Below are 19,469 nucleotides of genomic sequence, written 5' to 3'. Positions count from 1 at the left end.
CCTACGCCATATTCTGCGTGCTCGTTAGCGCTTAATCCGGGATAGTCGATGCGCAACCCGGCATTCTCAGCGCCGAGGCGTTGGCTGTGCCTTAGCTTTGGTGTCAAACGTGCCCATTATTTTGTCGCCGCTTTGCCGATCTGCTCCGTGACATTGGTCTTACCGCAGCAACTCGATTCCGTTGCCGGCGGCACGGCTGGGCGGTGAGAACCAGATATCCTGTCGGGCGAAGATGGCTCACACCTTCGATCACGTCATTCCCAAGCGATCCTTCAGGCGGTAATACGGAAAGACGTATCTCGCGGCCCTGGTTTTGACAGACCACAGCGCGACGTCGTTGCGCTGGTCGTAGACATTGACCGGCACGTCGTCGAGTTCGCGCTTACCCGCGATGAACTCGCCCATGAGACGGCCGAGGTTTTGCGCAAGGTTGACGCCTCGGGTGGAGAAGCCGCCGACTGAGAAGACATTTCGACCCAGCCGGAGGATGTGAGGCAAATAGCTGTCCGTCACGGCGCAATAGCCTTCCCAGTAACTTTCGAGCTGAATGTCGTCGTCGGTCAGTTGCGGGAAGAGCATCTTCATGCGGCCGCGGGCATGATTTTCGCCATAGGCGACCTTGTTTCCGAAATCGAAGACGGCCCCGCCGGAAATCAGGCGACCCTCCGAATCCAGGCGTCCGAAACCGCCGGATTTGCGCAGATCCGTAAAGCACAGCTGCGTCTTGAGGATTTTCTGGCGTAGCGCCTCGCTCAGCGGCTTCGTGGCGACATGGTAGAGATAAACGGGAATGACGGATTTCTGTACGGCCGGCAGGAAGTCTCCCGTATAGGCATTGGTGGCAAATACGGCCGAGCGCGCAGACACACGACTTGCACCACAGCGGACGACGACGCCCTGCGCGGTTTCTTCGAAACCGTCGACGGCGCTATTTTCGAATATGCGCACGCCGCTTTGCTCGGCGGCCCGCGCCAGGCCGACCGAAAGGCTATAGGGGTTGACGGTGCCGCCTTCCGCATTGGACCAGCCTCCGAGATAACCCTGTGCCCCCAGAAGATCGGCCACATCGGCGGCAGAATGCCATGTCACCTTGGCGCCCAGCGCCTTCCATTCGTCATGGACCTTTCGCACCCTCTGCATCGAGGCGTCGGAATGGGCCGGCTGCATCCAGCCGTTCTGGACCGCCGAGCATTTGATCTGGAAGGCCTCGATCTGCCGGAAGACGGCGTCGGCGCCGTGCAGAACGAGATCGGCGAGCGCGAGGCCCTTGCGCCGGCCGACGGACGCCTCGACGACCGATGGGGTAATGCCGCCCGGAAACTGTGGCACATTGTAACCACCGTTGCGGCCGGCGGCGCCGTTTCCGACGCGCCCGGCCTCCAGGACGACGACACGAAGCCCGTTCTTTGCAGCGTGGATCGCGGTGTTGAGACCGGAATATCCCGCGCCGATCACGACGAGGTCGGCTGTCTCCCCGCCGGAAAGACGGGGATAGTCACGGACGGTTTCCTGCAGCGTCTTCGTCCAGACGACGCCTTGCATGGTGGGATCGATCGGGCTTGCCATGGACATGATCACTAACCTTCGGTGGGTTGTCGGAATGGAAATTCGGGAATGGTTTTGTACGCGTCGCACCGCTGCCGGTGATTTGAATAGAGCATCGTCATGGCAGGTGTGCCGGCAGGTCGGTCTCGGGCACGGGCTCGATTTTCTGCGCCTTGCGATGCGAGATGAAAAGGCCGGCGATGACGATGATCGCGGATCCGATGAGCATGTTCGTGCCCGGCACATCGTCGAAGAACATGAGGCCGAACACCATACCCCACAAGAGCAACGTGTACTGGAACGGCGCGAGGATGGAGACGGGCGCAAGCTTCAGCGAACGCGTGACGACGAGGTGGGCGAAGGCGCCGATCACACCGAGAAGCAGCATCGAGGCGCCCTCTGCGAGGGTGAAGGATCGCCAGTCGAAAATGGAGGCAATCCCGGCGAGCACGAATGTGGCGAGCCCCTGGTAGATACCGAGCGTCGCGTCGCCGGTTTGCGCCAAAGACCGGTTGAGCACCAGGGTCAGCGCATAGGCAAGACCACCGGTCAGTGCGAACCAGGCCGGGGCGGAGAATGCCGAAGCAGAGGGATCGAGCGCGATGACGACCCCGACGAAGCCGATGAGAACCGCAGTCCAGCGCCGCCAGCCGGCGCGCTCTCCCAGAAGGAAATGCGAGGCGACCGTCATGTAGATCGGCCCGGCCATGTAGAAGGTCATGACGTCGGCAAGCGGCAGGTAGATGACGGCCGCATAGAACAGCGATGTGTCGAGGGTGATGAGCAGCGCTCGCACCGTTTGCAAGGTCGGGCGGTGCACATTGTGAAAAGGCGTCTCCCGCTGCTGACGCACCAGCGGCACGAGCACCATGAACGCGCCGATGGCACGGATGGTCAGGACCTGCGCCACGCCGAAACTTGCGACCAGCATCTTTGCCACGACATCGTTCAGCGCGAAGAGAAAGTATCCGACGATGACGAGAACGATGCCCATGGTCAGGGCATGCCGGTTATCGGGGCGAAGGAGATTGCGAAGCATGCCGGGGCGCCTTTGAGACGGCTCAGGGGTGAAGGCCGCCGGTTCAGGCCGGCGGCCGATCGGTCACGCGCCGCAGCCGACGACAGCCGTTGCGGAAATCTCGACCTTGACGTTCGGCACCGGGAACTGCACGACAAGCGCCGCATTGGTCGGCAGGATGTCACCGAAAATGTCCTTCAACGTCGGGCCAATGGCTGCGAACACCTCGGCCGAGGTCACATAGGTCGTGATCTGGACCACATCCTTCAGCGAGGCGCCGGCCTTTTCCAGCCAGGGCTCGATGTTGCGGATGACCTGCCGGAGCTGTTCGACCGGATCGGCGCTGCATTCGCCTGTCTGGAAATTGATGCCGACGGTGCCCGAGACGTAGACCGTGTCGCCCACCTTCACGCAACGGGAGTAACCATAGGCCTTTTCGAAGGAGGAGCCGGAGGAGATGTTGATGCGCTTCGTCATTGTCTTCAGCCTTTCATGCCTGAACCGAAATGGTTCGATCGGGAAATGTCACCAGGTATAGCCGTTTGCGATCCAGCCGCCATCGACGGGAAGCACGATGCCATGCACCATCGAGGCCTCCGGCGAAGAGAGGAACGCAGCCGCAGCCGCGACTTCCTGCGGTTCGGCGATGCGACCGAGCGGCGTGCGGTTGCGGACGCCGACCATGTTGTAGATGCCCTTGTCGATAAGGTCCTGCACCATCGGGGTGCGCACACCCGTCGGTGCCAGCGCATTGACGCGGATGCCGAGCGGGCCCCATTCGGTCGCCAGCGACTGCATCATGTTGTGAACCGCGCCCTTCGAGGCGCAATACGCCGTGCGCTTGGGCGCACCGACGGAGCCGTAGACGGAACCGATGAAGACAATGCTGCCACCGCCGTTCTCGCTCATGTGGCGCGCAGCACTCTGGGCCGGCAGAAAGCTGCCCAGCACGTTGACCGACATCATGCGCATGAAAGCGTCTGCCACCACATCCATCGCCTGCTCGACGGCGACAATGCCGGCGGCCGTCACGAGGGTGTCGAGCCCGCCGAACGTTTCGACCGTGCGCGCAACAGCTGCATCGACATCCGCCGGGTTCGTGACGTCGCCTTCAATGGCCAATACATCGGCCCCGAGCTTCTCACGCGCTTCGGCAACGCCGGCGCGGTCCAGGATGCAGACCTTATCGCCCCTGCGGACGAAATGTTCCGCCGTGGAGAAACCGATGCCCTGCGCGCCGCCTGTTATGAGGCTGATCATGTCCATGTCCTTCCGGATTTGCTGTCAGTTGGATTTTCCAAGTTCGATGCTGCGGTCGCGAGCCGCGCGAGCCGCTTCTGCCACGAGTTTTTCGGTACGCTCATCGCTCATGAAGACATTCAGGGCCGCGGCCGTCGTGCCGCCCGGGCTCGTGACGTGCCGGCGCAGCGTGGCCGGATCCACATCCGCTTCCATGGCAAGCCGGCCTGCGCCGAGCACCGTCTGCTTTGCGAGCAACGCCGCGGTCTTGGCCGGAAGGCCGAGGGCGATGCCCGCATCCGTCAAGGCCTCGATGAAATGGAAGACGTAGGCAGGCCCCGAACCGGAAATCGCAGTGACGGCGTCCATCTGCGCTTCATCATCGATCCACGCGACCATGCCCGAGGTCGCCAACAGCGAGGCCACGAGCGTTTTCGCGGCATCGGAAACGTCAACACGAGCATAGAGAACCATCATGCCCTCGCCGATCGCGGCAGGCGTGTTCGGCATGCAGCGGACGATGGAGGCACCACCGGGAAGACGATGTGCCATTGCCGCGGTGGTTACGCCGGCTGCGACGGAGACGAAGGTCGCGCCGCGCGCGGCAAAGTCGCCGCAGCCTGCCAGGACCATTTCCACGAGGTTCGGCTTGACGGCGACGAACACCACCTCAGGAGCGAGGCCTTGCGGCAGATCCGCCACTTGCGGGACGGCGAGCGCGCCCACCCCGGCTGCTCGGTCACGAAGCGCATCGGCGGGTTCGACCACATGGACGGTGAGCGTCGGGTCTTCGCGAAGCCAGCCGCGCAACATGGCGAAACCCATGTTGCCGCAGCCGATGAGGAGAAGCGTGTGGGACATGGGCCGCTCCTCAAATGCTCTTGATCAAGGCGCTGATGATGCCAAGGGAAAGATCCGGCGCCTCGAGATGCGGCACGTGGCCGACGTCGGGCAGAAGATGAAGGCCGACATGACCGGGTGCCTGCAAGGCGTCGCGCCAATCGAGAACCCGGTCCTTGCGGCCCCAGATGATCCGCGTCGGGCAGTCCAGGCGATGCAGCGCAGCCACGAGATCGAAGCTCTGGGTGCCGTCCGCAAACAGCGTCTCACCCATATGGGATTGCGCGGCACGAAGGGCCGCGCTCGCACGGGCCGCGAAGGCGGCCTTGACGAAGGGGAGGTCGACGAGCGTCTGGTCACGCACCATCACCTTCAGCCAGGCCGCGAGGCTTTCGGGACGAGAGGCGCGGGCAATGCCGGAAATGAAGTCGCCGTTGACCTTGGGGCCGAGACCACCCGGTGCAAGGAGCGTGAGGGACGCCACCTTGCGCGGCCGCGTATCGGCAAGCGCAAGCGCGAGCGCCCCGCCCAGTGAATGGCCGATCACATGCGCGCCGTCCAGATCGAGCGCATCGAAGGCGTCGCGCACTTCGCGCACCAGATCGGCGAAGCCTGAGACCTGCCGTTTCGGCGAAGCGCCGTGGTTCGGCAGATCGACACGGTATACGGGATGGCTTTTCGCCAATTGGCGATCGAGCGGATACCAGGACAGCGAGTCGCTCGCGAAACCATGGATCAGGAAAACGGGCGCGCCGCCCGTGGCACCGCTTCGGTGCACCTTGAGCGGGCCGTTTTCGTCAACGGGAAGGCCAGCCGAAACAGGCGCAGACCCGGCAAAGGCCGGGGCGCTTTGCGATGCACCGGCGATGTCGCGCAGCTTGATCCGGCCGGACGGACTGGACGCTCTGACCACGCGCAGATCGATGCCGGCGGCACTGGCCGCGCGGCGCGCTGCCGGGCTTGCAACAATGCGCGCGGAGGACACCGCCGCACGCGGCGCCTCCGCGGCACGTTCCGCCGCCATGACCGCCGTCGCCGGCGTGGATGACGAGCTGGAACCTGTTACAGGCGCCTCTCCGCCGTCATAGTCGACATCAGCTATATCGTTGCCGATCAGGCACAGCACGGCCGCAGCCGGAACCTCGCTGTCCACCTCCGCGAAGATGGCGCTGACCACACCGGCAGAGGGAGCCTCGATATCGACCGCCGCTTTGGCGGTTTCGATCGTGAGGAGCACATCGCCCTCGGCGACCGCATCGCCGATTCCGACACGCCACTCCACAATCACGAGCGTTTCCATATATTCGCCGGCGACGGCGCCTGCGGTTATCGGCGTTGCCATATCTGTCTCCCGGCCTTACGCGAGGGCCTTTTTCGCCGCGGCGGCAATCTTCACCGCATTCGGCAGAACGGCCATTTCCAGCGGCTCGGAATAGGGGATAGCCATGTCGGGCATCGCGACGCGCGCGACCGGCGCATCGAGATCATCGAAACAATGCTCCATGATCGTCGCGGAAAGCTCCGAGGCATAGCCGCAGAAAGTCCAGCCCTCATTGACCACAACGGCGTGGTTGGTCTTGGCGATGGATCCGCGGATCGCATCGAGATCGAGCGGACGCAGCGTGCGCAGATCGATCACTTCGGCTTCGATGCCATCCTTGGCGAGCAGTTTGGCCGCGTTCTCAGCCTCAATCACCATCTTGGACGACGCGAAGATCGAGACATGCTTGCCCTCGACGACGGTTTTCGCCTTGCCGATCGGCACGAGCACTTCGTCACCGTCTGGCACCTCGCCGCGTGTGTTGTAGAGCAGCTTGTGTTCGAGGAAGACGACGGGCTGGCGGTCACGGATGGCCGATTTCAACAGGCCTTTCGCATCCGCGGGCGTAGCCGGCGCGACGACCTTGATGCCGGGAATATGGCAGACCATCGCATCGAGGCTCTTGGCGTGCTGGGCGCCTGTGCCCACGCCGCCACCGCCCTGCGTGCGCAGCACGAAGGGAATATCCACCTGCCCTTCCCAGAGATAGGTAAAGACCGAGGCCTGGTTGATGAGCGCATCGAGCGACAGCGGCAGGAAATCGGCATACATGATCTCGAGAACAGGGCGCGTGCCGGACATCGCCGCCGTGACCGCCATCGCCGTCAGCGCCTGTTCGGAAATCGGTGTGTCGCGGACGCGCGCATCGCCGAACTCGTCCCGCAAGCCCTTGGAGACCTTGAAGACGCCGCCATATCGTCCGATGTCCTCGCCGAACAGGAACACGCTCGGATCGCGCTGCATCTCCTCCCTGAGGGCGGCGTTCAACGCTTCGGCATAACGCATCACGGTCATCACTTGGTCTCCGAATAGGCGGCCGAGGGGGCATGGATTTCAAAGGTCGGGAACGGGTCGGAGAGCGCGACCTCGAAAGCCTGTGCGACTTCCGCGCGGGCGGCCGCCTCGATGGCGGCAACCGTATCGGCGCCCACCAGCGCCGAAAGCTTCTCCGCCGAAAGCTTGATCGGGTCACGGTCGAGCCAGGGCGCCATTTCCTCCTCGGACTGGTAACCGCCCATGTCGGATGTGGAGAAGCCCTTCACGCGGTAGGTCTTGGCTTCGATAAGGGTGGGACCATCACCGCGGCGAGCACGTTCGGCAGCGGCGGCAACGGCGCGGTAGACCGCTTCGGCATCATTGCCGTCGACGATTTCGCCGGGCATCGCATAACCGGCGGCCCGGATGCTGAGATCCTCCACCGGCGACTGCACCTCCTGGCGCACCGTCAAGCCGTACTGGTTGTTCTCGAGCACGAAAATGACCGGCAGTTTCCAAAGCCCCGCCATGTTCATCGCCTCGTGGCAGATGCCGGTCTGGGCTGCGCCGTCTCCGAACACCACCATGGAGACACGGTCCTGCTTGAGGATCTGCATGGACAGCGCCATGCCCGTCGCGGCCGGAATACCGGCGCCGACGATGGCGTTGCCGCCGAGCATGCCGGTCTTCACGTCGCCCAGCAGCATATGCCCGCCGCGGCCCTTGCAGTAACCAGTCTCGCGGCCGAAGATCTCGGCGACGATACCGCGCGTCGTCAGGCCCTTGCCGACATAGACATGATGGCCGCGGTGGGTGGTGCAGACGTAGTCGTCTGCGCGCAGGGCCGCACAGGCTGCAACGCCCACGGCCTCCTGTCCGTCGCAGCGATGAATGGGGCCACGGGTCTTGCCTTCCTTGGCATAGGTACCAAGCACTTCCTCAAGTTCACGCGTCACCACCATCTTGTGGTGGATGTCCTTCAGTTCGTCCGTGGATGGCGCGTTGATCATCATCGTCCTCGTGGCCTAATTTGTTATAACACGTATCATAACGGAGAAGCCGCGCAATTTGTTTTTTGATGCAAACCCGAAAATTCGCGTGAAGATCGCACGAATTCTCCAATATTGAACATAAAAACATGTACTTACTAGATTTCTCGGATCAGTGCGTGAATCATCTGGACAAATCTGAAGCCTCGATCATTATATAACAAATAACTTTTGGCGGCCGGGTGGTCCGGCTTGTCGGCAAGCAGCAAAAAAGGGGAATCCATGTCTATCAAGTCGACACTTGTCGCCGCGCTCGCGGGTACGGTTCTGCTTTCGGTCGCACCGGCCCATGCAGAGTTCGGCGACACCCTGAGGAAGGTGAAGGAGCGCGGCGCTCTCGCCTGCACCGGCCACAACGGCTCTTACATGGGCCTTGCCGAAGTGGACGACAAAGGCAACTGGAAGGGCTTCGACATCGATCTGTGCCATGCCGTTGCGACGGCGATCTTCGGCACGTGGGAAGGTCATGTCGATATCAAGCCGACCAGCTGGGCACAGCGCTGGCCGTCGCTCCAGTCGGGAGAACTGGATATGGTCATCAAATCGTCCGGCTGGACGTTCAGCCGCGACACCGAAATCCGCGCCCAGTTCGCGCAGCCCTACATGATGGCCGCGATTCATTACATGGTGCGCAAGGACCTGAACGTCGCCTCGGCCAAGGATCTCGACGGCGGCACGCTTTGCCTGCCGAGCGGCACCACCATGGAACGCTACGCCGTCGAGCACGAGGCGCAGAACGGCTACAAGCTGAACGTCGTTCCCTTCGAGAAGACCGAAGAAGCCAACGCAGCCTTTCTTGCCGGCCGTTGCGACGCCATGATGGAATGGGATCTGCAGCTCGGCGTCCTGCGCGCCACGGAAGCCAAGAACCCCGACGAGTTCGTCATCCTGCCGGACGTCCTCTCGGCCGAGCCGGTCGGCATCGTCATGCGCCAGGGCGACGACAACTGGGTCGACATCGCCAACTGGGTGCAGACCGCGCTCCTGCTTGCCGAACAGGCCGGCGTGACGAGCGAAAATGTCGATGAGATGAAAGCCAACCCGCCGACGCCCGCCATCGGCAAGCTGCTGGGCGCGACACCCGGCATGGGCACGCCGCTCGGACTTACTGACGACTGGGGCTACAACGTCATCAAGACCGTCGGCAACTACGCCCAGATCTGGGACCGCAACATCGGCAAGGACTCGCCCTACAAGGTCGAGCGCGGTGTAAACGCCCTGATGAAGAACGGCGGCATCCTCTATCCGCTCGTTCTCGACTGATCCTTCTCCCAAGGCTGGTCGCCGGCGCATGACGCGCCGGCGACCCCGATGACAGCGGAGGGCTGTTCCGATGCAGATGTTCAGAAACAGAAAAACGCGCAGCCTCGCCTATCAGGTGGCGTTTCTTGTCATTCTCGCCCTCGTCGTCTTCGGCGCCGTACATGAGGCATCGAGGAAGCTGGCCGCACAAGGCATGACCAGCGGTTTCGATTTCCTCTACAAATCAACCGGCTTCCGGATCGGCTTCTCGCTCGTCCCGTTCGATCCGTTCGAAAGCTACCTTCAGATGTTGTGGGTCGGCATCGCAAACACCATCTTCCTCGGCATTCTCAGCATCATCCTGGCCAACATCGTCGGCCTGGTCATCGCCTCCTTCCGGATTTCCTCCAATGGCGTGCTCAACGATATCGGCACCCTCTACATCGAGACGTTCCGCAATGTCCCGCTCATCCTCCAGGCCCTGTTCTGGTATGCGGCGCTGACCCATCTGCCGCCGACGAAACAGGCCTATTCGCTATTCGACGCCATCTTCCTGTCGGCCCGCGGCATGTTCGTGCCCAGCCTCAACGTCGGTGGCCAGTGGTTTGCCGCCGTCGCGCTGGCATTGCTGTTCGGCCTGTCCGTGCTTGCCTGGTTTTCCATGTCGCGCCGCTTCCGGCGCGTGAAGAACCGCGGCACGCTCCAGTTCGTCATGGCCGGCCTGACGCTTGCTGCCATGGTCGGCATTCTCGCTTATGCGCGAGAGCCCGGCTCGGACATTTTTTCCGTCCCGGAACTGCGCGGCCTGAATTTCCGTGGCGGCATCACCATTCCGCCGGAATTGTCAGCCCTGGCGATCGCCACCGCCATCTATGGCGGCGCCTATATCGCGGAGGTCATTCGCGCCGGCTTCCAGTCCGTCGGCAAGGGCCAGGTGGAGGCGGCCCGCGCGCTTGGTCTGTCTTCCTGGCACGTCTTTTCCCGCGTCCACCTGCCGCTCGCCATCCGCGCGGTGCTACCGACCCTGATCAACCAGTATGTCTGGCTGTTCAAGGCGACCACGCTCGGCATCGTCGTCGGTTTTGCCGACTTCTTCTCGGTCATTTCGGTTTCCATCAACCAGAGCGGCCAGACGCTGGAGCTGATCGCCATCCTGATGGCCGGCTTCCTGATCATGAACAACACGCTCTCCTTCGTCCTCAACCGCGTCAACAAGGCGATTGCCCTCAAGGGCACGCAGTTGAGAACCTGAGGAGAGCGCCATGACCGCCGTTTCCGACATGAACACACCCCGGCAAACGCTTAACGTCGGCTTTCGGCCCGACGGGCTCGCAACGCGCCTTCGCCGGCGCTACTTCCGCACCCCCGCCAACGCGTTGATCTCGCTCCTGGGCATGGCAGCTCTCCTCTACCTCGCCTATCATGCGCTCGATTGGGCGGTGTTGAAGGCAGTGTGGTCTTCCCCGGATGGCACGTCCGCCGTCTGCCGCGACATCGCGGGCGCCTGCTGGGCTGTGATCCAACAACGGTGGCGTATCATCATCTTCGGCCTGTTTCCCTATGACGAACAGTGGCGCTCCATGCTGGCCTGCGTCGTCATGGTCGTGACGATCGTGCTGTCTTGCCTGCCATGGTTCTGGAAACCGCTGCGGCTTTCCATCCTCTGGTGCGCCGGCTTCATCATCTTCTATGTGCTGATGCGCGGCGGCCTTTTCGGCATGCGGGCCGTCATGCCCGCCGATTGGGGCGGGCTGACGCTTACGGTGTTTCTCTATGCCGCCGGCGTCCTGATCGGCATGCCCATGGCCATTGCCATGGCGCTACTGCGCCGTTCCGAAATGCCGCTCGTCTCCAGAATGACCGGTGCCCTGATCGACGGTGTCCGCTCCCTGCCCCTCGTCACCATCCTGTTTACCGCCGCCCTTATCTTCCCCTTCGTCCTGCCGGATTGGCTTCAAGGCGACAAGATCTGGCGCGTCATCATCGGTTTTGCTCTCTTCTTCGCCGCTTATCAGGCAGAGATCATACGCAGCGGCATTCAGTCCATCCCCGTTGGCCAGGAAGAGGCGGCCAAGGCGCTCGGGCTGAGCTACTGGCAGCGAACCGGCCGCATCATGCTGCCCCAGGCCTTCCGCAATGCCCTGCCGCCGACGATCAACCAGCTCGTCATCACCTTCAAGGAAACGTCGCTGATCGTCATCATCGGCTTCTTCGACATCCTCGCGTCGGGCAATGCCGCCTACGGCACCGGCGAATGGTCCTTCGCCTATTTCGAGGTCTACATCTTCGTGGCGCTCGTCTACTTCGTGTTCGTCTTCAGCCTTTCCCGCTATGGCGCCTATCTCGAGCGGCGCATGCGTTTCGGCCAGCATTGAAAGAAACCCTCATGAGTGAAGCCGCAATACGCATCACCGGCATGAACAAGTACTACGGCCGGTTTCAGGTCCTGCGGGACATCAACCTCGATGTCGGCTCGGGCGAACGGATCGTCATCTGCGGACCGTCGGGCTCGGGCAAATCGACGCTGATCCGCTGCATCAACCGCCTGGAAGAACACCAGCAAGGCCGCATCGACGTGCTGGGAACGGAGTTGAACGACGATATCGGCAATATCGACCATATCCGGCGCGACGTCGGCATGGTTTTTCAGCACTTCAATCTCTTCCCGCACCTGACCGTGCTGGAAAACTGTACCCTTGCGCCGACGCTCGCCCGCAAGATCCCGGCCGAGGAAGCCGAGGCGACCGCCATGACCTATCTGGAGCGCGTGCGCATTCCCGAGCAGGCATCGAAATTTCCGGGCCAGCTCTCCGGTGGCCAGCAGCAGCGCGTGGCTATTGCCCGCGCACTCTGCATGAAACCCAAAATCCTGCTCTTCGACGAGCCCACATCGGCGCTCGATCCGGAGATGATCAAGGAAGTGCTCGATGTCATGGTGGAACTCGCCAGTGACGGCATGACCATGCTTTGCGTCACGCACGAAATGGGCTTCGCACGACAAGTGGCCGACCGGGTCATCTTCATGGACAAGGGCGAGATCGTCGAGCAGGGCCGGCCGGCCGAACTTTTCGATAACCCGAAGAACGAGCGCACACGCACGTTCCTCAGCCAGGTGCTGAGCCACTGAACCGGGGAGAGACGGCCGCCGCCTCTTTCCGTCCGCCATCAATCACGTGTAAAGTGGTGCAGCAAATAACAATACACGCCTCAGTTATCGGGCTGGAGGCGTCTCGGGTGCCGGCGACAAAATGAACAAGACGAAGACCGAAGACACCTCCTTCGCCGGCATCGATCTGGCACCGATCGGCCGTAGCGAGACGCTGGGACAGCAGGTGCGCACCCAGCTCGGCAGCGCCATCATGGCCGGCCGTTTCAAGCCGGGCCAGAAGCTCACGATCCGCGCCGTCGCCACGGCACTCGATGTCAGCCTGACGCCGGCGCGCGAAGCGCTCTACAATCTCGCCGCCGAGGGCATTCTGGAAATGCGCTCGAACGGCTCGGTCTATGTGCCGACGCTGACGACGGAGCGGATCATCGAGCTCACGAAGATCCGTGCAGCGCTCGAAGGTCTGGCCGCGCGCGAAGCGGCCTTGCGCATCACCGACGCGGAAATCGCCCATATCATCGAAATCAACGACCTGATGGTCCAGGCAAACGAGCGCAAGGACTATGCCCGGGTCATGGAGTTGAACTGGGAATTCCACTTCGCGATCTATCGCGCGAGCGGGATGAATGAGCTGGTACGGATGATCGAAAAGCGCTGGATGATGAACAGCTCCTATCTCAACGTCATCTATCCCCGCTTCGGTCAGATCGAACAGGGCATCAACAATCACCAGATGATGGTGCGTGCGCTTCAATCGCGCGATCCCGAGCGCCTTGCCAGCGCTGTCGTCGTCGACATCAACTTCGCGGCAGATACGCTGGTCGATATGATCAAGGCCCAGCAGGGCACCGAGCGCCGGCACAAGGCGGCGCGCTGAGATAGGTGCGCTCGCGGGCGTCATGGCGTCGTCGCTCAAGCGTTGCGCCGACCATCTCTCCCAAAACTCAATCTTCTCGCAAAAGGCCTGATTTCCAATCTGATCCTTGACGCGAAAAGCTGCATCGCGTTAAATGTTACAACAAATAACATATACCTCCGGGAGGACGCGAATGACGGGAACGGCCATCGTAACGGGCGCGACGGGAGGCATCGGTGATGCGGTCACCAAGCGCCTGGCCAGCGAAGGTTTTCGCGTGATTGCTGTCGGCACCCGCCGCGCGGCTCTCGATGATCTCTGTGAACGATACGGGTGCGAGGGTATCGCCGTCGACATCGGCGACGCGGCTGCCGTCGAGGCGGCCCTTGCAGGGCTGACCGCGGATGTTCTTGTTCACGGCGCCGGCGTCCTCGGCCCGAACCTGCCCATTCACAAGACACCGGCGGAGACGATTGCCGGGTTGATCGCCGTCAATCTCACCGGCCTGTTCAATGTGCTGCGCGCAGTCGTCCCTGGAATGGTTGAACGGCAGCGCGGCAGCATCGTTCTCCTCGGCTCCATCTGCGGCAACGTCCCCGGCGCGGGCCCGGGCGCCTACAGCGCCACCAAGGCGGCCATGCAGTCGGTCGCCGCCAACCTGCGGTTCGAATTGCAGGAAACACCGGTGCGTGTCGGCGAGATCCGCCTCGGCCGTGTTCGCACAGGCATTCACAACCAGCTCGAAATGGATGCTGATTTTTATGACGGCTATGAGTGCATCCTGCCCGAGGACGTCGCCGCGACGATCTCGCATATGCTTGCAACCCCGCCGGCCGTCGACCTTTCCATCATCGAGATGCTTCCCACCCGGCAGGTCGTCGGTGGCACCCGCTTCTCGAAGAGCTGATCCCCCTTCCCATCCAACGAAAGGCCCCATCATGTGCAACGGCACCGCCCACCACGGCTCCATCAATTACACGACCATTGCGCTCGATGCGTGCCTGCCGCTTGCACAACGTCTGCAACGCGAAGGCAAGCCCTGGCACTCGCATGTGCTGTCCCCCGGCTGCCGGTTCAACCCGTTCGATGGCCGCTATGCTGCCGTCGTGGAGGACGACGCGACGCACACCGCCTATATCGCGCCGTCCGACGGATTTCCCGAAGTCGACAAGCAACTGGTGAGGATGCTGCATGGCGACGACATTCTCGACGCCGGTCATCCGTCCAGCGCCGAAGACACGCTTCTCGATGGTTCACCGCTGCTCAAGCGTCTCGTGGAGATCGATAGCGCCGGAAAATCCTGGCATCACCACATGAACTTCCCCGATTGCGCGCTGAATCCGCATCGCGGCCGCTGGGCCATCACCATCGAATGTGGTGAAGAGCAGTTTTCAGAAAGCTACGACGATGAACCCCGCGACATCCTGCGGGCCATCGAAGTCCGTTATTTCCGCAATCTCGACAAAAAGGCCTAAGCCCTGCCACAGGCGCGCTCAGGCGCGCCTGTCCTTGAGGCGGTTCCAGACGTGCATGCGGTTGGCGACCTGAACCGCGACCGGATGAAAGGCAATCGGCTGCATCGCCGTGACCGGAAGCGGCATTTCTGCATCCGTCCGCCGACCCGCCGCCCAGCGTCCCATTTCCTGCCCAAGCGCCATGGAAAGCGCGACACCACGTCCGGAATAGACCCCGCCAAAGACGAGGCCGGGCGCCAGACGATAGAGATGCGGCGTGAGATCCGGCACCACGGCAAAGGTACCGCTCCAGTACTCAGCAATGGGCGGCTCACCACCGAGCGCCTTGAAGGTGCGCGTCAGCATGCGCGCCACCTTGGCGCGACCGCGCCTGTCCTCGTCATGCCAGAATGTGTGCGTCGCACCGCTGACGAGCCTGCCATCGCAATCGTAATGGAAATAGCGCAGGTCGTTGTGCATATCGGAAACGGCCGGATTGCCGACGAGGATCTGCGCCTTGATACCATCGGACAACGGCTCGGTCGCGGCCTGAAAGACCTTCATCGGGATCAGCGTGCGCTTCAGGCCCGGCCACAGATCATCCGTCAGCGCGTTGGTGGCGAGGATAACCTCGCTCGCGGTGACGCTGCCGCCCGTCGAATAGACCCGCCAACCGCGTTCCACCCTTTCGATGCGCACAGCGCGCGTGTTCTCGAATATATGCACGCCTTCCCGCTCGACGGCATCAGCCAGCCCCACCGTCATGGCGAAGGGGTTGATGTGCCCCGAATTATGGACCATCCAGCCGGCGCGATAAGGGCTGCCGACGCGGCGTGTCACCTCATCGCGATCGAGCCACGAGACATGCGCTCCAAAAGCCCTCCACTCATCGTGGAACTGCCGCGCGCGGGCACAGGTCGCCTCCGTGTGGGCAGGTTGTATCCAGCCCTCCTGAACCTGATGCGCATCGATGCCGAAGCGCTGCATCAAGCCGAAGGCGACATCCGCCGCGCTCGCGACGAGCGCGTTGAAGCGATCACCGTGCGTCCTGCCGAACGCCTTGTCGAACTCCGACGGCGAGGCCTTCGAATGGTGCGAAATGACGAGCCCGTTGTTGCGCCCGGAAGCGGCCGAGCCGATCTCGTTGCCTTCGAGCAGCACGACATCGGTGCCGCTGTCGCGAGCCCCGAGCGCCGAGGCCAGGCCTGTAAACCCGCCACCGACGACGAGCACATCGGTTTCGATATCGCCGATGAGCGCTGGAGACGTCTTGCGGGCCGCTGTCGTCTTCCGCCACAGGTGCGGAGTCCTCCAGTCGACCTCAAACATGAATGGTGTCCTCGGTCGCGCCACCGAGATAGTGCTCACCGAGCGCAGAATGCTCCGCCATCTCCTGTGCCGGTCCGTGCAGCTTCACCCGGCCGGTGTTCAGGAGATAACCATAGTCGCCGCATTCCAGCGCAAGCTGGACATTCTGCTCCACGAGCAGGATCGACATGCCGGTTTTCGACAGATCGAGAATGATGCGGAATATCTGGTGCACGATCTTCGGGGCGAGACCAAGCGAAGGCTCGTCCAGCATCAGGAGCTTCGGCTCGGCCATCAGCGCGCGTCCGATCGCCAGCATCTGCTGCTGTCCGCCTGACATGCGGCTCGCCATGCCGTTGCGGCGTTCCTTGAGAACCGGGAAAAGCTCGAAGACCTCCGAACGCAGCGTCTCGAAGCTCTTGCCGGCACGGCGGATATGTGCGGCAACGAGATTTTCCTCGACGGTCAGGCGTTGAAATATCTGCCGGCCTTCGGGGCAATGCGTCAGCCCCAGGCGCACGACCTGCTCCGGCCGGGCTCCCGTGATGTCACGCCCCTCGAAATGGATCGTGCCGGCCGTCGGGCGCGCCACGCCGGAGATGGAGTTCAGGAGCGTGGTCTTGCCGGCACCGTTCGGGCCGAGGATGACGACGATCTCGCGTGCGTCGACCTCGAGATCGACGCCTTCAAGAACGCCGACGCGCCCGTATCCCGAGCTGAGCCCGGCGATCCTGAGCAGCGGCTCTGATGTCATCGATGTCATTGTCGGTCCCCAGATAGGCAAGTTGAACGTCGCTGCTCGCCTGAACTTCGGCGGGCGTGCCTTGGAAGAGCAGTTTGCCGTGGTGCATGACGACGATGCGGTCGCAGAGCGTCATCACCAGGTCCATGTCGTGCTCGACGACCAGCATGATCCGTTCGGGCGAGCGCAGCTCGGCAAGCTTCGCCGTCAGTTCAGCCGTTTCATGATGGTTGAGGCCTGCGGCGGGTTCGTCGAGCAGCAGAACCCGCGGGTTCATCGCCAGCGCGCGGGCGATTTCCAGCATGCGCTGGCGGCCATAGGGGAGGCTGCCGGCTTCTGCATCCGCATGACCCTCGAGCCCGAAGAAGCGCAGGATCTCCATCGCGCTTTCGCGGCGCGCCGCCGCTCTCGCCCGGCCATAGGGCGGCCAGAGCACCTCCCGCCAGACATTGCGCACCTCGGCCGGGTAGGCGCAGACTTCCAGGTTTTCAAGCACCGTCATCTGGTCGAAAAGCCGGATATTCTGATAGGTCCGCGCGATGCCGGAATTGGCGATCTGGTGTTTCTTCATCCCATCGAGGCGACGTCCGTCCAGCGAGATGGAGCCGGCCGAAACGGTGTAGGAACCGGCCGTCATGTTGATGAGCGTCGACTTGCCGGCACCGTTCGGGCCGATCACGCCATAGATGAGGCCGGGCGCGAAGTCCGTCGAGACATCGTTGATCGCGACATTGGCGCCATATTGCTTGCGCAGGTTGTTGAAGACGAGCGTCATTTGCCGAAAAGCCCCCGAATGAGTTTTTCCGGGCCGAAGGTTCGCGGCACGATGCCTGCCGGGCGCACGATGATCAGCACGACCATCAGGATACCGAGGAAGAGAATGCGCCACTCGGCGAATTCGCGCAGCACCTCCGGCAAGAGGATGAGAATGGCCGCTCCTGCGACGATGCCGAGGATGTTGCCGATACCGCCGATGACGATCATCAGAACGATCAAAACCGATTCCTGCAGGGTGAAGCTTTCCGGGCTGACGAAACGCTGCGAGGCCGCAAAGATCGTTCCGGCAATCGCGCCGATCGTGGCGGATGTCGCGAAAGCCGCAAGCTTGGCATTGGTGGTATTGATGCCGATGCCGCGTGCGGCATCCTGGTCCTCGCGGATTGCTGCCCAGGCCTTACCCAGGATCGAGCGTTCGAGGCGCCAGACGAAAAGGCCGACCAAAAACACGGTGACGAGGAGCAGCCAATAGATTTCCACCGGCCGCGCAATTTCGACGCCGAGAATGGATGCCTTGTCGAGCCGCGCGATGCCCTTCGGCCCACCCGTCAGCCAGTCGACATTGTTGATGACGATACGGATGATTTCACCGAAGCCGAGTGTGACGATGGCGAGGTAATCGCCCCTCAGCTTCAGGACAGGGATGCCGAGAAGGATGCCCGTGATCATACCCAGCACGGCCGCGATGCCGACAATGAGAAGGAACGGCAGGTGCAGATCGAGTTGCGGGCTTGCCAGCAGCGCGTAGGTGTAAGCGCCGACCGCATAAAAGGCCACGAAGCCGAGATCGAGAAGCCCCGTATAGCCGATGACGATGTTGAGGCCTATGCCCAGCAGGATGTAGATGAGCAGGCTGTTGACGACACGGATATGGTAGTTTGGCAGGAACGGCGTTGCGGCCGCCAGCGCAACGATAGCGGCAAGCACCAGAACGGCCACGAGACGCGAGGCCTGGGGCTTTACGGATGGAGAAGTGCTGGTGTTGGACATCAGAACTCCCTCTTGTAGACCATGCTTTCCTCGGAAACGGGCTCACCGAGAATGCCGGCGGGCTTCACGAGAAGCACGAGAATGAGAATGGCGAAGGACAACACATCGCGATACTCCGTACCGAGCACACCATTCGTGATGAGCGGCAGGAGCGCAGTCCCGCCGACTTCGACGAAAGCGAGGATATAAGCGCCCAGCATCGCACCGGGGATGGAGCCGATGCCGCCGAGAATGGCCGCCGTGAAAGCCTTCAAGCCGATCACGGCGCCCATGGTCGGCGACATGATACCGTAGTAGCTGGCATAGAGAATGCCCCCGGCGGCACCGAGCAGTGGACCGGAGAAGAACACTGCCGAGATCGCCAGGTTGACATTGATGCCGAGCAGCTGCGCCGTCGGACGGCTCTCGGAAACGGCGCGCACGATGATGCCCATGCGGCTGCGGTTCACCAGCGTATAGAGCGCAAACATCAGCACGAAAGCGGCGACGAGAATGCCGATCTGGACCGACGTGACCGTGCCGCCCATGAAGTCGTAGCGTGTCGCCGGGAAGAAGCTCGGAAACGCCACGGGTTGCGGGCCGGCCAGGATCTGAACGCCGGTGACAAGCGTCAGCGAGACGCCGAGGGACGACAGCATCGGCGCAAGGCGCGTGGAATTGCGCAATGGCTTGTAAGCCAACCGCTCGATGCCCACACCGAAAAAGCCGACGGCTATCACGGCGCCGAAGAATGCCAGTGTGAGGCCGAAGGCGCCAACCGCTCCGATGTCGCCGACGAACACCGTCAGCACGAGAAAGGCTGCATAAGCACCGAGCATGAACATCTCGCCATGCGCGAAATTGATCATCCGCAGCACGCCATAGACCATCGTGTAGCCGAGCGCGATGAGTGCGTAGATGGAGCCGATGGTCAGAGCGTTGACCGTCTGTTGAATGAAGGTTCCCAGCATGGATATCCTGCCCGGAAGAGTTCGCGGCAATGGCGGCGAACGGGAATAGGTGCGCGG

Annotated in this window: 20 protein-coding genes; 7 read left to right on the top strand and 13 right to left on the bottom strand. The window is 62.4% G+C overall.

Annotated elements, in window-relative coordinates:
* Window positions 1-249 precede the first annotated feature (249 nt).
* The 8 genes from B5M41_RS01445 to B5M41_RS01410 form a co-directional block, all read right to left on the bottom strand.
* The gene (locus B5M41_RS01445; RefSeq protein WP_329959066.1) at window positions 250-1,635 is read right to left on the bottom strand and encodes an FAD-dependent oxidoreductase; all 1,386 of its coding nucleotides are present in this window, start codon (window positions 1,633-1,635) and stop codon (window positions 250-252) included.
* 28 nt (window positions 1,636-1,663) lie between these two features.
* Window positions 1,664-2,584 carry a DMT family transporter gene (locus tag B5M41_RS01440; RefSeq protein WP_134646303.1) on the bottom strand — a complete coding sequence of 307 codons (921 nt, stop codon included), beginning with the start codon at window positions 2,582-2,584 and terminating at the stop codon, window positions 1,664-1,666.
* A gap of 63 nt (window positions 2,585-2,647) precedes the next feature.
* On the bottom strand, window positions 2,648-3,040 hold the full coding sequence (locus B5M41_RS01435) for a Rid family hydrolase (protein ID WP_134646301.1): 393 nt from the start codon (window positions 3,038-3,040) through the stop codon (window positions 2,648-2,650).
* A gap of 48 nt (window positions 3,041-3,088) precedes the next feature.
* The gene (locus tag B5M41_RS01430; protein ID WP_160872335.1) at window positions 3,089-3,823 is read right to left on the bottom strand and encodes an SDR family NAD(P)-dependent oxidoreductase; all 735 of its coding nucleotides are present in this window, start codon (window positions 3,821-3,823) and stop codon (window positions 3,089-3,091) included.
* A 24-nt stretch (window positions 3,824-3,847) separates the two neighbouring features.
* Window positions 3,848-4,663, bottom strand: a complete 816-nt coding sequence (gene proC, locus B5M41_RS01425) for a pyrroline-5-carboxylate reductase (protein WP_134646297.1) — start codon at window positions 4,661-4,663, stop codon at window positions 3,848-3,850.
* Between the two features lie 10 nt (window positions 4,664-4,673).
* Window positions 4,674-5,984 (bottom strand): alpha/beta fold hydrolase, encoded by a 1,311-nt coding sequence (locus B5M41_RS01420; protein WP_134646295.1) that lies wholly within the window; start codon window positions 5,982-5,984, stop codon window positions 4,674-4,676.
* Window positions 5,985-5,999: 15 nt separating this feature from the next.
* On the bottom strand, window positions 6,000-6,977 hold the full coding sequence (locus B5M41_RS01415; RefSeq protein ID WP_134646293.1) for an alpha-ketoacid dehydrogenase subunit beta: 978 nt from the start codon (window positions 6,975-6,977) through the stop codon (window positions 6,000-6,002).
* Entirely contained in the window at window positions 6,977-7,948 is a 972-nt protein-coding gene (locus B5M41_RS01410) for a thiamine pyrophosphate-dependent dehydrogenase E1 component subunit alpha (RefSeq protein WP_167718776.1), read from the bottom strand. The genes B5M41_RS01415 and B5M41_RS01410 overlap by 1 nt, the downstream gene beginning before the upstream one ends.
* A gap of 261 nt (window positions 7,949-8,209) precedes the next feature.
* Here B5M41_RS01410 and B5M41_RS01405 point away from each other — a divergent pair, with 261 nt between their 5' ends.
* From B5M41_RS01405 to B5M41_RS01375, 7 genes are all read left to right on the top strand, one after another.
* Complete coding sequence (locus B5M41_RS01405) at window positions 8,210-9,250, top strand: transporter substrate-binding domain-containing protein (RefSeq protein ID WP_134646289.1); 1,041 nt, start codon at window positions 8,210-8,212, stop codon at window positions 9,248-9,250.
* A gap of 70 nt (window positions 9,251-9,320) precedes the next feature.
* Entirely contained in the window at window positions 9,321-10,481 is a 1,161-nt protein-coding gene (locus tag B5M41_RS01400; RefSeq protein ID WP_134646287.1) for an amino acid ABC transporter permease, read from the top strand.
* 10 nt (window positions 10,482-10,491) lie between these two features.
* Complete coding sequence (locus tag B5M41_RS01395) at window positions 10,492-11,604, top strand: amino acid ABC transporter permease (protein ID WP_230639943.1); 1,113 nt, start codon at window positions 10,492-10,494, stop codon at window positions 11,602-11,604.
* Window positions 11,605-11,615: 11 nt separating this feature from the next.
* Window positions 11,616-12,356, top strand: coding sequence for an amino acid ABC transporter ATP-binding protein (locus B5M41_RS01390; RefSeq protein WP_134646285.1), 741 nt, complete (start codon window positions 11,616-11,618; stop codon window positions 12,354-12,356).
* 121 nt (window positions 12,357-12,477) lie between these two features.
* Complete coding sequence (locus tag B5M41_RS01385) at window positions 12,478-13,212, top strand: GntR family transcriptional regulator (RefSeq protein ID WP_134646283.1); 735 nt, start codon at window positions 12,478-12,480, stop codon at window positions 13,210-13,212.
* Between the two features lie 172 nt (window positions 13,213-13,384).
* Window positions 13,385-14,098 carry an SDR family oxidoreductase gene (locus tag B5M41_RS01380; protein ID WP_167718773.1) on the top strand — a complete coding sequence of 238 codons (714 nt, stop codon included), beginning with the start codon at window positions 13,385-13,387 and terminating at the stop codon, window positions 14,096-14,098.
* Between the two features lie 31 nt (window positions 14,099-14,129).
* The gene (locus B5M41_RS01375) at window positions 14,130-14,666 is read left to right on the top strand and encodes a hypothetical protein (protein ID WP_134646279.1); all 537 of its coding nucleotides are present in this window, start codon (window positions 14,130-14,132) and stop codon (window positions 14,664-14,666) included.
* A gap of 18 nt (window positions 14,667-14,684) precedes the next feature.
* On the opposite strand, the gene B5M41_RS01370 is transcribed toward B5M41_RS01375, so the two are convergent.
* Genes B5M41_RS01370 through B5M41_RS01350 form a run of 5 tightly spaced genes read right to left on the bottom strand, consistent with a single transcriptional unit; the run spans window position 14,685 to window position 19,412 of the window.
* Window positions 14,685-15,974 carry an NAD(P)/FAD-dependent oxidoreductase gene (locus tag B5M41_RS01370; protein WP_134646277.1) on the bottom strand — a complete coding sequence of 430 codons (1,290 nt, stop codon included), beginning with the start codon at window positions 15,972-15,974 and terminating at the stop codon, window positions 14,685-14,687.
* Window positions 15,967-16,716 carry an ABC transporter ATP-binding protein gene (locus B5M41_RS01365; RefSeq protein WP_230639942.1) on the bottom strand — a complete coding sequence of 250 codons (750 nt, stop codon included), beginning with the start codon at window positions 16,714-16,716 and terminating at the stop codon, window positions 15,967-15,969. Before B5M41_RS01365 ends, B5M41_RS01370 begins: the two co-directional genes overlap by 8 nt.
* Window positions 16,640-17,470 (bottom strand): ABC transporter ATP-binding protein, encoded by an 831-nt coding sequence (locus B5M41_RS01360; protein ID WP_134646275.1) that lies wholly within the window; start codon window positions 17,468-17,470, stop codon window positions 16,640-16,642. The genes B5M41_RS01365 and B5M41_RS01360 overlap by 77 nt, the downstream gene beginning before the upstream one ends.
* Window positions 17,467-18,462 carry a branched-chain amino acid ABC transporter permease gene (locus tag B5M41_RS01355; protein WP_167718770.1) on the bottom strand — a complete coding sequence of 332 codons (996 nt, stop codon included), beginning with the start codon at window positions 18,460-18,462 and terminating at the stop codon, window positions 17,467-17,469. Before B5M41_RS01355 ends, B5M41_RS01360 begins: the two co-directional genes overlap by 4 nt.
* A complete protein-coding gene (locus B5M41_RS01350; protein ID WP_134646273.1) occupies window positions 18,462-19,412 on the bottom strand; it encodes a branched-chain amino acid ABC transporter permease in 951 nt (316 codons plus the stop codon). The genes B5M41_RS01355 and B5M41_RS01350 overlap by 1 nt, the downstream gene beginning before the upstream one ends.
* Between the last annotated feature and the right edge of the window lie 57 nt (window positions 19,413-19,469).

This window comes from Shinella sumterensis (assembly GCF_004514425.2).
In the GTDB taxonomy this organism is placed as follows: domain Bacteria; phylum Pseudomonadota; class Alphaproteobacteria; order Rhizobiales; family Rhizobiaceae; genus Shinella; species Shinella sumterensis.
The sequence above is the reverse complement of the archived record's forward strand: the minus strand, read 5'-3'. Positions and strand labels throughout refer to the sequence as shown.